Genomic DNA, 13651 nt, shown 5'->3' on the forward strand with positions numbered 1-13651 from the left:
GGTTTCCGTGTGGAGGTGGCGTTATCGTCGATGACTTGCAGTCCGCCGCCCGGGCGTCACCTCGGACCGCCGGCCGCGAGGGTCGTCGCCCCGGGGCGGTGCGGAGCGTCGTTCAGAACCGTCCGCCGGTGCCGATCCGCCCCGAGGACCCGGACCCGCCGAACGAGCCGGGACTGCGCCCTCCCGAGCTGAATCCGCCGCCGAATCCGCCCGAGTGGCCGCCGCCGCGGTAACCACGGCCACCGCTGATCGTGCCCCGCAGGAAGCTGTCGACGAGGATGCCGCCCAGCACTGCGCCCGCGGTCGACCCGCCCGACCGCGGTTGCTGCGACTGCTGCCAGTTCACGACGTCGCCCTGCGCGGCCATGAGGGCCCGGTCGGCGAGCGCGCCCGCCTGCCGGGCCGTCGAGATCGCCGCGACGGGATCGGTTGCGGCGGCCTCCTGTGCGGTGGCGAGGAGCCGTTGGGCCTCCGCAAGTCGCGTGCGGGCCGTCGCCTGCACGGCGCCGCGGCGGGTGCCGATGAAGTCCGCCGCCGCGGTGACCTTCGCACTCGCCGATTCGAGCGCGGCGGTCAACACCTGTGCGCGCCGGGTGCGTTCGGCCGCGGTGTCGCGGGCGGCCGCGAGGGCTTCGTCGAGATCGGCATCGGCGTCGACGAGGGCGGCGAACGTGCCGAGGGGATCGGCGTCGAAGCCGGTGCGTGCGGCGGCCAGCGCGGCGCGGGCCGCCTCGGTCGCCGACGCCAGCGCCGGCCCGCCGTCGGCGGTGAGTGCGGCGGCCTCGACGAGTTCCGCGTCTACCTCGTCGATGAGTGCGGGCATGCGCATGCGTGCGGTCGCGATGTTCGCGTCGGCGTGGTCGATGGCGTCGAGGAGCGTGGTGGCCTGCTCGATGGAGCCCTCGGCCGAGCGGATGGCCGCGACGGCGGGACCCTGCTGGCCGACCGGCGCCGCGACGGCCGCGCGGCCCTGATCGGCGGCCGCCTCGGCGAAGTCGATCTGCTGTCGTGCGAGCTCGACGTTCGACAGGATCGAGGTCAGGGTCTGTTCACCGTGCTTCTCGATGAGGTCGGCGAGCTTCTTCTCGGCCGGTTCCAGCCGCGCCCGCAGCGCGATGAGCTGCTGGGTGATCGAGTCGAATCGCGGCCCGGCGTTGATGAGCAGATTGCGCATCGCATCGAACGCCTCGACCTGATCGTCGAGTGCGGTGTCGGCCGCCGTGCAGTCGGTGATGATCTGCACGAGCATCGACCGCTGCTCGTCGACGGTCTCCGGGATGTCGTCGTCGAGTCGCTGACGGATCCGGAAGGACTCTGCGAGTGCCCGCTTGGCGCGTTCGACGATGTCGCTGAAGGGTGCGGTCTCGACCGGCCCGAACTCGTCGCGGGCGAGTCGCAGTTCCTCCTCGCTGGTCCGGATCGCGTTGTCGAGATCGGTCAGCACCTCGCGCGACCACGGGTCGAGCACGTCGAGGGGCTGCTGGGCGAGCTGGTCGACGGTCAGTTCCTGCTCCCGCAGCGTGTCGACCCCCTGCTCGATCCGGCGGCGCTTGCGGCGGCGCGAGTACAGGTACGCGCCGCCACCGCCGACGACCACCGCACCGCCGACCACGCCCGCGGTGATCAGGCCGGCGTTGCTGGGCTCGAGGGCGTTGGACAGCCCGTTCGCCGCGGCGAGCCCGGCCCCGGCCCAGTTGCCGTCCTTCAGCTGGGGCACGACATCGTTGTGGGCGACGTCGTCGAGGGTCGACTGGTCGAGTCCGCCGATGTTGTCCAGCGCGGTCAGCCGGTAGGCCCGGTCCTCGGTGGCGACGGCCAGCAGGACGTCCCGGTCACCGAGCTCGCTCAACGTGGCGGTCTGATCCGCCCACCGTTCGCTGGTGAAGCCGTCGAAGCCGCGCACGTACACGATCCACAGCTGGACGCCGTGCTCCTCGTACAGCTTGTCGATGGCCTCTTCCAGCTCCGCCCGTTGTCCCGGCGTGATCACCTCGGCCGGGTCGACCACGAAGGCGGGCAGGCGGGCGGGAGGCTCCGCGGCGGCGGTGGGCGCACTCACCGTCCACAGGAGGAGGGCCGTCAGGAAGCCCAGGAGGAGCCCCAGGGTCCCGAGACCTGCGCCGGTGCGGCGTGTCATAACGAGCGTCGACTTCCCCCGGGGGACCGGTACCCGATGCATGGTCACCAATCTAGTCAGGCGCCCCATCCGGGGAGAGCATGGCCGCGGCGGGTCGCATCCGTTCCGATGTCCGCTCACCGACGCGAGTCGCGCCAGCGGCACAGCGCCTCGACGGCGGTGAGATCGTAGTCGGGTCCGGTCACGCCGACGGTCAGCAGCGTGACGCCCTCGGCAGCCAGCGCCTCGGCGTCCCGTAGGAGCTGGTCGGTGTCGCCGGAGTACTGCAGTCCCGACGAACGCTCGATGGTCTCCGGGTCGCGTCCCACCGCCGCGCAGTGTTCGGCGAGGACCGCGGACTTGTGCCGGTAGGCCTCGACGTCGTTGAAGCCGTGCCAGATGTCGCCGTGCTCGGCGATGTAGCGCAGGGTCTTCTTCTCGCCGCTGCCCCCGATGAGGATCGGGATGTCCCGGGTGGGCGCGGGGTTCAGCTTGGCCAGGCGCGACTTGATCCGCGGCAGCGCCGCACCGAAGTCGTTCAGGCGCGACCCGACCGTGCCGAAGTCGTATCCGTACTCGTCGTAGTCCTTCTGGAACCAACCCGCACCCACACCGAGGATCAGCCGGCCGCCGCTGATGTGGTCGACGGTGCGCGCCATGTCGGCGAGCAGTTCCGGATTCCGGTACGAGTTGCACGTGACGAGTGCGCCGATCTGGACCCGCGAGGTCTGTTCGGCCCACGCGCCGAGCATGGTCCAGCACTCGAAGTGGGCGCCCTCGGGATCGCCGTACAGGGGGTAGAAGTGATCCCAGTTGAACGCGATGTCGACACCCGCGTCCTCGGCGCGGCGGACCGCGTCCCGGATCAGGCCGTACTCGGGAGCGTGCTGGGGTTGGATCTGGACACCGATACGAATGGGAAAGGCCATGGGCACCAGTCTGCCTGCTGAGGCTGCCGGCGTCGATGGCCGAAGCGGGCAGCCGTGGTACCACTGACCTCGTGACACCCCGACCCGCCGCACCGCCCCTCGACGAGCTCCGCCGCCGTACCAGCGCCAAGTGGACAACCCATCCCGACGACGTGTTGCCGCTGTTCATCGCCGAGATGGACTATCAGCTCGCGCCGGTGGTGGCCGAGGCCATCATCGACCGCGTCCGCGCGTCGGACCTCGGCTACGCCGGCGATCCGGGCCGCGTGGGAACCGCTTTCGCGGACTTCGCCGCGCGGCGGTGGGGCTGGCAGGTCGACGCCGGCGACGTCGCCCTCACCACCGACGTCGGCGTCGTGATCGTCGAGACCCTGCGTGCGGCCATCCGACCGGGCGACGGCGTCATCCTGATGCCGCCGGTGTACCCGCCGTTCTTCGAGCTCATTCCCGAGGCCGGCGGGACCGTGGTGAAGGTGCCGCTGGTCGAATCCCCGCGTTGGCGCATGGACCTCGACGGGATCGAGAGAGCGCTGGCCGCGGGCGCGCGGGTCGTCCTGCTCTGCAGCCCGCACAACCCGGTCGGGCTCGTCCACGACCGGGAGGATCTCGCGCGACTCGCCGAACTCGCCGCGAGCCACGACGCGATCGTCGTCAGCGACGAGATCCACGCCCCACTCGTGCATCCCGGCGTCGAATTCGTCCCGTTCCCGGCGGTCGGCGACGCCGCGCGCGAGATCGGCATCGCAGCACATTCGGCGAGCAAGGCGTTCAATCTCGCCGGTGCCAAGTGCGCCCTGTCGGTCGCGACCTCGGAACGCACGCGGGCGATCGTGGAGCGGCAGCCCGAGGAGGTGCGCTACCGCACCTCCATCCTCGGTCGCGCAGCCACCGAGGCCGCGTTCGTCGACGGCGAGGATTGGCTCGACGCCACCCTGGAGGTGATCGGGGAGAGCTTCGACCTCTTGGAGGAGCTTCTCGCAGAACATCTTCCGTCGGTGCATTATCGGCGGCCGCAGGCGTCGTACCTCGCCTGGCTCGACTTCCGCGACACCGGACTGGGCGACGACCCCGGCCGGGTGATCCTCGATCGGGGTCGGGTCGCGTTGCACTACGGCCCGGCCTTCGGAGAGCCGGGAAAGGGCTTCGCGCGAGTGAACGTGGCCTGCTCTCCCGAGGTCCTCACCGAGGCGATCAAACGCATCGGTCGGGTCGTCGACGACGCGGCCGACTCCTGACGACCTGCTATGAATCTCAGGGTGGGCGACGACAGACCGGTGGACCGGGCAGCGGAGTGGGATGAGCGGTACGGCAACGCCGACCGCCTGTGGACGGCCGACGTCAACCCGGCTCTCATCGTGGAGACCGAGGGGCTGAGCCCCGGCACTGCGCTCGACGTCGGCTCGGGCGAGGGCGCCGACGCCCGGTGGCTGGCCGAGCGCGGCTGGCAGGTGACCGCCGTCGACATCTCCCAGGTGGCCCTCGACCGCGCCCGAGCGATCAGTGGCGACCTGCCGATCGAGTGGGTGCGCGCCGACCTCGTCGACGACCCGGTGCCGGGGAGAGACTTCGAACTCGTTGCGCTGCACTATTTTCCGATACCGCTCGCCGAGATCGACGTCGCGCGCAAGCTTGTCGGCGCCGTCGGCCCGGGTGGGACGCTGCTCGTCGTCGCGCATGCCCCGGAGGGTGTGCGGGCCCACGGGTTCGACCCCGACGCTTACGTCCAGCCCGGCGACTTCGGCGGACTCCTCGGTGCCGGCTGGGAGGTCCTCGCCGACGAAGTGCGCCCGCGGGGCAAGGCGGCCGGTCGCGGGCACCACACCCACGACGTCGTGTTCCGGGCACGACGACCGGCCGCCTGACGACCCGCCGACTCAGTCGAGGGCGCCGAGGACCGCCTCCGCCATGTGCTGATGCCCCTTGGCGTTGGGGTGCAGACGGATCGCGCCGACCGGGTTCGAATACGGCTCCATCCACCTCGTCAGTTGCGACTTGCAGGAGTCGTGGCCGACGCTCGGGGTGTAGGTGTCGACGAACTCCACCCCCTTGGCCAGCGCCTGGGTCCTGAGCATGTCGTTCAGCTGGACCTCGAGCCGGTTGAGGAACGCGGTGTCCTCGGCCGAGAACGGGTTCTGCAGCGGGCAGTTCCCCTGGCTGGGGTAGACGGCCGGGTAGGCGAGTACGAGGATGCGGGCTCGGGGCGCCCGTGCCTTGACCCCGTCGATCACCCCTGCGATCTTGGGCCCGGTCAGCAGGATCTCGGCGGGGTAGCGCCCCGCGGTGCGCACCTCGCACGGAGCGAGCGGCGAACTCATCGAACCGCTTTGGGAACAGTCGGCAATCGCGCCGGAGTACACGTTGCCGTCGTTGTACCCGAGTTGCAGGGTCACGACATCCGTCGACGCGGAGAGCGCCGTGAACTGGCCTGGCTGCCCGGTGGTCTGGGATTCGGTCATGTGACGGGTCTGCGCGCCCCCGCAGCTCATGTCCGTGAGGTCGTAACCCTTTGCCTTGGCGACGAGCCGGGGGAAGTTCTTCTCCGACCGTCCGCATCCGGCCGGGGCTCCCGTTGCCGACGGGGATATCCCGACGCCCGCGGAGAAGGAGGCGCCGAGGGTGACGTAGTTGGGCTTCGGCGTGTCCGCGGTCGAGACCGCGGCGGTGCCCGTGCCCGCGATTAGTGCGGCCACGGAGGCGAGGGTCACGGCGAACAGAGATCTGTAACGGGATGGACGCATGTGTCGAGAGTGTCCGCATGTATGCAAAAGTGAACTAGCGGAGACGTATTCGTAAACCGATCGAGATCCTTCTGAGGCGTGTCCGATGCCGTGCCGAGACCTGCCAGCGGGCCGGACAACGGGATCACGAAAGTGCGCCATGTACCGGGCCGATCGAGTTTACGGTGACGGTGGCGAAGGTCGGCAATCCCGTCGTCCCCCGTCTTTCGAGTCCTGACGGGGGTCTCATGACCAAGACATCAATGCGTGGACTGCTGGCGGCCGTCCTCGCCGGCGGGATCATCACCGGCGGCATGTCCGGTGCAGGAGTCGCTCACGCCGACGGCGGCGGAGTGGAACTGGAGGGCGTGTCCAACGGGGACTGCACCGCCACCATCAAGGTCACCAATTACACGAACTCCACGTTCTTCCAGCCGGACTGGTGGTTCGCCGAGGAGAACGATCCGGACATGGTCAACAGGACGGACATTCCGGCGACCATGGAACCGCCCTGGCGGGAGGAGTCGGGAATAGCCTGGCCCATCGCCCGGTGGGTGGGTGATCCGCCGCTGAGATCAGGCCTGGCGCCCGGGGTTCCGGAATGGGACAGCAACAACAATTACAACCGGAACGCACAGCCCGACGGATTCCTCACTCAGCAGACCATCGACCTGAACGCGGTGTCCGGGGCGCCCGGACCGTCGGCAGACGGGACGAAGACGATCTACTTCCGGATCAAGACCGGTCCGCAGGAGGGCGATCGACTGCCGAACCCTCAGCAGCTGGTCGTCACCGGATGCCAGAAGCCGGGCGGCCCGCTCGACTTCGGTTCCCTCGATCTCGGGGCGCTGGTTCCCTAGCCGGCCGCGCGCTGCGGCCTCAGCGGCACACCGCACCCTGCGACGCCGAGGTGACCAGCTTCGAGTACTTCGCGAGAACACCGCGTGTGTAGCGGGGCGGCAGGGGAGTGAACTCTGCTGCCCGTGACGCCAGTTCGTCGTCGTCGACGAGGAGATCCAGGCGACCCCGTCCGACGTCGAGTCGGATGGCGTCACCGTCACGGACCAGCGCGATCGGCCCGCCGTCGACCGCTTCCGGCGCGACGTGGCCGACGCAGAGGCCGGTGGTGCCGCCGGAGAAGCGGCCGTCGGTCATCAGCAACACGTCCTTGCCGAGGCCGGCGCCCTTGATGGCGCCGGTGATCGCCAGCATCTCCCGCATACCCGGTCCGCCCTTGGGGCCCTCGTAGCGGATGACCACGACGTCGCCCGCGGTGATGGTGCCGTCCTCGAGTGCGTCCATCGCGGCCCGCTCGCGGTCGAACACCCGCGCCGTTCCCTCGAACACGTCGGAGTCGAAACCGGCCGACTTCACCACCGCGCCCTCCGGCGCCAGCGAACCCTTGAGGATGGTGATGCCGCCGGTCGGGTGGATGGGCGACCGGGTGGCCCGCAGCACCTGGCCGTCCGGGTCCGGCGGAGCGATGTCGGCAAGGTTCTCGGCGACGGTCCGGCCGGTCACCGTCAGGCAGTCGCCGTGCAGGAGTCCGGCGTCGAGCAGGGCTTTCATGATCACCGGGACGCCGCCGATCCGGTCGACGTCGGACATCACGTGCCGGCCGAACGGCTTCACGTCCGCCAGATGCGGCACCCGCTTGCCGATGCGCGTGAAGTCGTCGAGCGTCAGTTCCACCTCCGCCTCGTTGGCGATCGCCAGCAGATGCAGCACCGCGTTGGTCGATCCGCCGAACGCCATCACCACCGCGATCGCGTTCTCGAACGCCTCGCGGGTCATGATGTCGCGTGCGGTGATGCCGCGGCGCAGCATCTCCACGACGGCGATGCCGCTCTGACGTGCGAAACCGTCGCGCCGCTTGTCGGGTGCCGGGGGAGCGGCGCTGCCCGGCAGCGACATCCCGAGGGCCTCGGCGGCACTGGCCATCGTGTTCGCCGTGTACATGCCGCCGCAGGCGCCCTCACCGGGGCAGATGGCGCGCTCGATGGTGTCGACGTCCTCCCGGCTCATCAGCCCGCGAGCACATGCGCCGACGGCCTCGAAGGCGTCGATGATGGTGACCTGCCGCTCCGAGCCGTCGGACAGCCGCGCGTACCCGGGCAGCGTCGATCCGGCATAGAGGAAGACCGACGCGAGGTCGAGTCGCGCTGCCGCCATGAGCATCCCGGGCAGTGACTTGTCGCACCCGGCCAGCAGGACCGAGCCGTCGAGTCGTTCGGCGCTCATCACGGTCTCGACGCTGTCGGCGATCACCTCGCGCGAGACCAGCGAGAAGTGCATCCCCTCATGGCCCATCGAGATGCCGTCGGACACCGAGATGGTCCCGAACTCGAGCGGGTATCCGCCGCCTTCGTGCACGCCGTCCTTGACGGCTTTCGCCAGCCGGTCCAGGGAGAGATTGCACGGGGTGATCTCGTTCCAGGACGATCCCACGCCGACCTGCGGTTTGGCCCAGTCGTCGTCGCCCATGCCGACCGCGCGGAGCATGCCGCGCGCCGCGGTCTTCTCCAGACCGTCGGTGACGTCACGGCTACGGGGTTTGATGTCGACCTCGTCGGGCGTCGGCGTGTCGTCGTGTCGGTCGGGCCTGGCGCGCTCGGTCATGTGGCCCACGGTAGCGCCGCACAAACGAGATCGGGTTGCGTTCCCACGGCGATGGGAACGCAACCCGATCTCGAACGGTCAGCCGCGCAGTTCGCGCTTGAGCAGCTTGCCGCTCTGGTTGCGCGGCAACTCCTCGACGAACTTCACCAGTTTGGGCACCTTGAACGGCGCAAGGCGCTGCTTGACGTGCTCGATGATCTCGGCCTCGGTGACGGTGGCCTCGGCGCGCAGCACCACGACCGCGGTGATCGCCTCGATCCACTTCTCGTCCGGGGTGCCGATGACGGCGACCTCGGCGACGTCGTCGTGGGTGTAGATCGCGTCCTCGACCTCACGCGAGGCGACCAGGATGCCGCCGGTGTTGATGACGTCCTTGATGCGGTCGACGACGGTGATGTAACCCTCCTCGTCGCGGGTCACCAGGTCGCCGGAGTGGAACCACCCGCCGCGGAATGCCTCCTCGGTCGCCTCGGGGTTCTCCCAGTAGCCCTCGCACAACTGCGGTGAGCGGTAGAGGATCTCGCCGGGCTCACCGGCGGGGACGTCGTTGTCGTCGGCGTCGACGACGCGGGCCTCGACGAAGAACACCGGGCGTCCGCACGATGCCGGCCGGGCGTCGTGTTCCTCGGGTCGCAGAACCGCTGCGAGCGGGCCGATCTCGGACTGGCCGAAGCAGTTGTAGAAGCCGAGGTCGGGGTAGCGTTCGCGCAGTCGCTGCAGGACGGTGACGGGCATGATCGAGGCGCCGTACTGCGCCTTGCGCAGCGACGAGAGGTCGCGCTTGTCGAGATCGGGGTGGCTGGACAGCGGCACCCACACGGTCGGGGCCAAGAACAGCGAACCGATCCGGTATTCCTCGACCTGGCGGAGGATCTCGGGGATGTCGGGGGCCGGCATGAGACGCACCGTCGCGCCGACCGCGAGGTAGGGGAGCATGAACACGTGCATGCCGGCCGAGTGGTAGAGCGGCATGCAGATGAGCGGGTTGTCTGCGGGGTCGAGATCGAGCGCGATGATCGACGAGGTGTACTCGTGGATGAGCGCCCGGTGGGTCATCATGGCGCCCTTGGGCTTCGACGTCGTACCCGAGGTGTAGAGCAGCTGGACGAGGTCGCTGTCGGCGACCTCGGTCTCGAGGTCCGGGACGTCGCCGGTGGTGGCGATGGCGACGAGTGAGTCGTCGGCGTCGCGCAGGGGGATCACGAACTCGGCGGGCACGACGTCGATGACGGCGTCGAGGTTCTCGGCGAGGGCGGGGTCGACGAGGACGGCACGGGCTCCGGACTGCTCGAGCAGGTAGCTCAGCTCACCGGCCCGCAGGGCGTAGTTGATCGGCACGTGGACCAGGCCGGCGCGCGCCGCGGCGAGGTAGCCGATGACGTACGCGTGCGAGTTGGTGCCGTAGCCGGCCACCCGGTCGCCCTTGACGAGGCCGAGGGAGAGCAGGTGCGCGGCGGCCCGGGTCACGGCGTCGTCGAGCTCACGGTAGGTGAGGGCCTCGTCGCCGAAGTGAAGGGCGGTGCGGTCGGGGAATCGGGCGGCGGTGCGCCGGAGCACTCCGTCGACGGTGTTCGAGGTGGGGGTCATCACACCAACAGGATGACTGTTGCCTGATCGACGCGTGAACGCACCCCCGTTGCCCTCGAGGCTCTGGGCATCGTGGGCAACGGGCATCGTGGGCAATGGGCATCGTGGGCAATGGGCATCGTGGACAATGGGCATCGTGGGCAACGGGTGCAATGGCCTTCATGGCACTGCCCGGGGTGGTGTCATGCCCCCAGGGTTCAAGTTCGAGTTCACTTGAAATCAAGGGGCGATTCCTCTGGCGACGTGTCCGATCGGTATGCGAACATATGTTCTATGCGGGTCGAGCGGCGCGAGCGGGAGGAGGCCTCGATCCTGCACGCCGACCTCGACTCGTTCTACGCCTCGGTCGAGCAGCGGGACGATCCCGCCCTGCGAGGACGCCCCGTCCTGGTCGGGGGAGGCGTGGTGCTGGCCGCCAGCTACGAGGCCAAGGCGAGGGGAGTGCGCTCGCCGATGCCCGGCCACGAGGCGCGCCGGCTCTGCCCGGACGCCGTCGTGGTCCGGCCGAGGTTCGACGCCTACATGGAGGCCAGCCGCGAGGTCTTCGACATCTTCCACGACACGACGCCTGTCGTGGAGGGCATCAGCGTCGACGAGGCGTTCCTCGATGTGGGCGGGCTCGGACGCGTCAGCGGGTCCCCGCAGGACATCGCCACGACGATCCGCCGCCGCGTCCGCGACGAGGTCGGTCTCCCGATCACGGTGGGCGGCGCACGCAGCAAGTTCCTGGCCAAGGTCGCGAGTGCGGTCGGCAAACCCGACGGACTGCTGATCGTCGCACCGGGCACCGAGCTGTCCTTCCTGCATCCGCTGCCGGTCCGCAGGTTGTGGGGCGTCGGACCCGTCACCGAGGCCAAGCTCCACGACGCCGGCGTCGAGACGGTGGGCGACATCGCGGCACTCGGACAACGTGCTCTTTGCTCGCTCCTCGGCCCCGGAGCCGGCCGGCACCTGTTCGCGCTGTCGCTGGCACAGGACCCCCGTCGCGTCGAGACGGGTAAGCGCCGCCATTCGATCGGCTCCCAACGCGCCCTCGGACGCCGGCCGAAGTCCGGCGCCGACCTCGAGGCGACGATCGTGGCCATCGTCGAACGGCTCGGCAAGCGGCTCCGGACCGCGGAGCGGGTGTGCCGCACGGTCGTCCTCCGGCTGCGATTCGACGACTTCACTCGCGCGACACGATCCCGCACGCTGCCCGAGCCCACCGATCGCACCGACATCGTCATGGCGACGGCGAGGGGGTTGCTGGCCGAGGCGATGCCGACCATCCGAGACCGCGGGTGCACGCTCCTCGGGCTGTCGCTGACCAACCTCGACCCTCGCGACAGCATCCAGTTGACGCTCCCGTTCGACACCGACAGGGTCGCGGGGAGCGTCTCGAGCGGACCGGGCGTCGGGGTTCGGCTCGACACCACCATGGACCTGTTGCGGGAGCGATTCGGCCGCGACTCTGTCACCCGCGCCGTGCTGATCGGCCGCGACCACGGCGACGACGCCCCGATGCTCCCTGACTAGGGATTTCGTAGCGAAAATGCGCGCCATGTCCCGTTGTTCTCTACGAATCGTCGCGAGAATGCATCAGCCGGAGTACGACGGGGTCGCGCGCACTAGAGTGTCAATCCATGACGCAAGTAGACGCCACCAATCCCGATCTGGTGACCGTCGGGGTCCCGACGCACTGGTACAACCTCGCCGCCGAGCTCGACACCCCGATCCCGCCCCACCTGCATCCCGGCACCAAGGAGCCGGTGGGACCCGACGACCTGGCCGCGCTGTTCCCCAGTGGTCTCATCGCCCAGGAGGTCTCGTCCGAGCCGTACATCGAGATCCCGGAACCGGTCCGTGAGATCTACAAGATGTGGCGGCCCTCCCCGCTGATCCGCGCCCGCAAGTTCGAGAAGGCGCTCAACACCAAGGCCCGCATCTACGTCAAGTACGAGGGCGTGAGCCCGGTCGGCAGCCACAAGACCAATTCGGCGGTGGCGCAGGCGTACTACAACAGCGTCGACGGCGTCACCAAGCTCACCACCGAGACCGGCGCCGGTCAGTGGGGCAGTGCGCTGGCCTTCGCCGGCGCCCAGTTCGGCATCGACGTCGAGGTGTGGCAGGTCCGCGCGTCGTACGACTCGAAGCCCTACCGCGGCTTCCTGATCCGCACCTACGGCGGCACCCTGCACCCGAGCCCGTCGGACCTCACCGAGTCGGGCCGGGCCATGCTCGCCAAGGATCCGAACACCACGGGCAGCCTGGGAATGGCCGTCAGCGAGGCGGTCGAGGTCGCCGCCTCCGACCCGGACACCCGATATGCACTCGGCAGCGTGCTCAACCACGTCGTGCTGCACCAGAGTGTCATCGGCCAGGAGGCCGTCGATCAGCTCAACGCGGTCGAGCCCGGTGGCGCCGACGTCGTCTTCGGTTGCGCCGGCGGCGGTTCCAACCTCGCCGGGCTGTCGTTCCCGTTCCTGCGAGAGAAGATCCACGGCCGCTCCAATCCGCGCATCGTCGCGGCCGAGCCGGCCGCGTGTCCGTCGATCACCCAGGGCGAGTACCGCTACGACCACGGCGACGTCGCCGGCCTCACGCCGCTGCTCAAGATGCACACGCTCGGAATGGATTTCGTTCCGGACCCGATCCACGCCGGCGGCCTGCGCTACCACGGCATGGCGCCCGCACTCAGCCACACCGTCGAGCTCGGACTGGTCGAGGGTGTCGCCATCACGCAGAAGGACGCCTTCGCGGCGGGTGTGACGTTTGCGCGCTCGCAGGGCATCGTCCCGGCACCGGAGTCGACGCACGCCATCGCCGCGTGTGCCGCGGCCGTCGCCGACAGCGACAAAGAGCAGGTCGTCGTCATCGGCCTGTCCGGTCACGGACAGCTCGATCTGCCGGCCTACGCGGAATTCCTCGACGGCAGGATCTGATGTCGCCGGCGATGCGGACGGTCGGCGTCGACCTGTCCGCATCGCCGGACAAGACCGCGGTCGCGGTCCTCGAATGGTTCGACGACCGCGCCGAAGTGGTCGAACTGGGGGTCGGATGCGACGACGCCGCGATCCGGCACCTGGTCGACGGTGCGACACGTGTCGGCATCGACTCGCCCTTCGGCTGGCCCGATGACTTCGTCGAGTTCGTTGTCGCACATCACCGTGGCGGCTTACCGGGTGGGCGCGGCCTCGACGAGATCTCCCGGCGCCGTCCTCTCGCGCTCCGCCGCACCGACCTGTGGGTCGCAGCGTCCGGCCTCGGTCGCCCGCTCAGCGTGTCGGCGGACCAGATCGCACACGTCGCCTTCCGCTGCGCGGGCCTACTCGCCGACCTCGGCGTCGAGGACCGGGTGGACGGTTGGGCCGTCGAGGCCTACCCGGCCGGGGCGCTGAAGCGGTGGGGACTCACCTCGCGCGGCTACAAGCGTTCCGCCAACCGATCCGTGCTCGCTGAACTCGTCGACGCCCTGTGCTCCGCGGCGCCCTGGCTCGTTCTCGGTCGGCACGACGGCCTCATGCGTACCGACGACGATGCTTTCGACGCGGTGACCACCGCTTTGATCGCACGGGCTGCGGAACTGGGCCTGACCACACGGCCATCGGCTGACGACCTCACGGTCGCGCTGCGGGAGGGGTGGATTCACGTGCCCGAATGCGCGCTGGACTCCCTGGCGTGCGGATAGGGGCGGGCCGCGAGCC

General features: G+C 69.6%; 11 protein-coding genes. 6 read left to right on the forward strand and 5 right to left on the reverse strand.

Features of this window, described 5'->3' with window-relative positions; all coding sequences use genetic code 11:
- Window positions 1–112 precede the first annotated feature (112 nt).
- The gene (locus E1P53_RS12710; protein WP_131734487.1) at window positions 113–2137 is read right to left on the reverse strand and encodes a TPM domain-containing protein; all 2025 of its coding nucleotides are present in this window, start codon (window positions 2135–2137) and stop codon (window positions 113–115) included.
- 116 nt (window positions 2138–2253) lie between these two features.
- A complete protein-coding gene (locus tag E1P53_RS12715) occupies window positions 2254–3045 on the reverse strand; it encodes an LLM class F420-dependent oxidoreductase (protein WP_006901123.1) in 792 nt (263 codons plus the stop codon).
- Between the two features lie 35 nt (window positions 3046–3080).
- Here E1P53_RS12715 and E1P53_RS12720 point away from each other — a divergent pair, with 35 nt between their 5' ends.
- The gene (locus E1P53_RS12720; RefSeq protein WP_131734488.1) at window positions 3081–4280 is read left to right on the forward strand and encodes a MalY/PatB family protein; all 1200 of its coding nucleotides are present in this window, start codon (window positions 3081–3083) and stop codon (window positions 4278–4280) included.
- Window positions 4281–4289: 9 nt separating this feature from the next.
- Complete coding sequence (locus tag E1P53_RS12725) at window positions 4290–4907, forward strand: class I SAM-dependent methyltransferase (protein WP_006901125.1); 618 nt, start codon at window positions 4290–4292, stop codon at window positions 4905–4907.
- A gap of 12 nt (window positions 4908–4919) precedes the next feature.
- Here the strand turns inward: E1P53_RS12725 and E1P53_RS12730 are convergent, their stop codons facing one another.
- Window positions 4920–5735, reverse strand: coding sequence for an SGNH/GDSL hydrolase family protein (locus tag E1P53_RS12730; protein ID WP_244941174.1), 816 nt, complete (start codon window positions 5733–5735; stop codon window positions 4920–4922).
- A 275-nt stretch (window positions 5736–6010) separates the two neighbouring features.
- Here E1P53_RS12730 and E1P53_RS12735 point away from each other — a divergent pair, with 275 nt between their 5' ends.
- Window positions 6011–6622, forward strand: a complete 612-nt coding sequence (locus E1P53_RS12735; RefSeq protein WP_312028728.1) for a hypothetical protein — start codon at window positions 6011–6013, stop codon at window positions 6620–6622.
- Window positions 6623–6641: 19 nt separating this feature from the next.
- Here the strand turns inward: E1P53_RS12735 and ilvD are convergent, their stop codons facing one another.
- A complete protein-coding gene (gene ilvD, locus E1P53_RS12740) occupies window positions 6642–8381 on the reverse strand; it encodes a dihydroxy-acid dehydratase (RefSeq protein WP_109237961.1) in 1740 nt (579 codons plus the stop codon).
- Window positions 8382–8459: 78 nt separating this feature from the next.
- Entirely contained in the window at window positions 8460–9968 is a 1509-nt protein-coding gene (locus E1P53_RS12745; protein WP_109237962.1) for an acyl-CoA synthetase, read from the reverse strand.
- A gap of 273 nt (window positions 9969–10241) precedes the next feature.
- Between E1P53_RS12745 and dinB the strand changes: the two genes are divergently transcribed.
- From dinB to E1P53_RS12760, 3 genes are all read left to right on the forward strand, one after another.
- Window positions 10242–11483 carry a DNA polymerase IV gene (gene dinB, locus E1P53_RS12750; RefSeq protein ID WP_131734489.1) on the forward strand — a complete coding sequence of 414 codons (1242 nt, stop codon included), beginning with the start codon at window positions 10242–10244 and terminating at the stop codon, window positions 11481–11483.
- Window positions 11484–11590: 107 nt separating this feature from the next.
- The gene (locus tag E1P53_RS12755; protein WP_131734490.1) at window positions 11591–12889 is read left to right on the forward strand and encodes a TrpB-like pyridoxal phosphate-dependent enzyme; all 1299 of its coding nucleotides are present in this window, start codon (window positions 11591–11593) and stop codon (window positions 12887–12889) included.
- Window positions 12889–13635: a DUF429 domain-containing protein gene (locus E1P53_RS12760; RefSeq protein WP_131734491.1), complete on the forward strand. Its 747-nt coding sequence runs from the start codon at window positions 12889–12891 to the stop codon at window positions 13633–13635. The genes E1P53_RS12755 and E1P53_RS12760 overlap by 1 nt, the downstream gene beginning before the upstream one ends.
- Window positions 13636–13651 lie beyond the last annotated feature (16 nt).

The organism is Gordonia paraffinivorans (assembly GCF_900683595.1).
GTDB lineage: Bacteria > Actinomycetota > Actinomycetes > Mycobacteriales > Mycobacteriaceae > Gordonia > Gordonia paraffinivorans.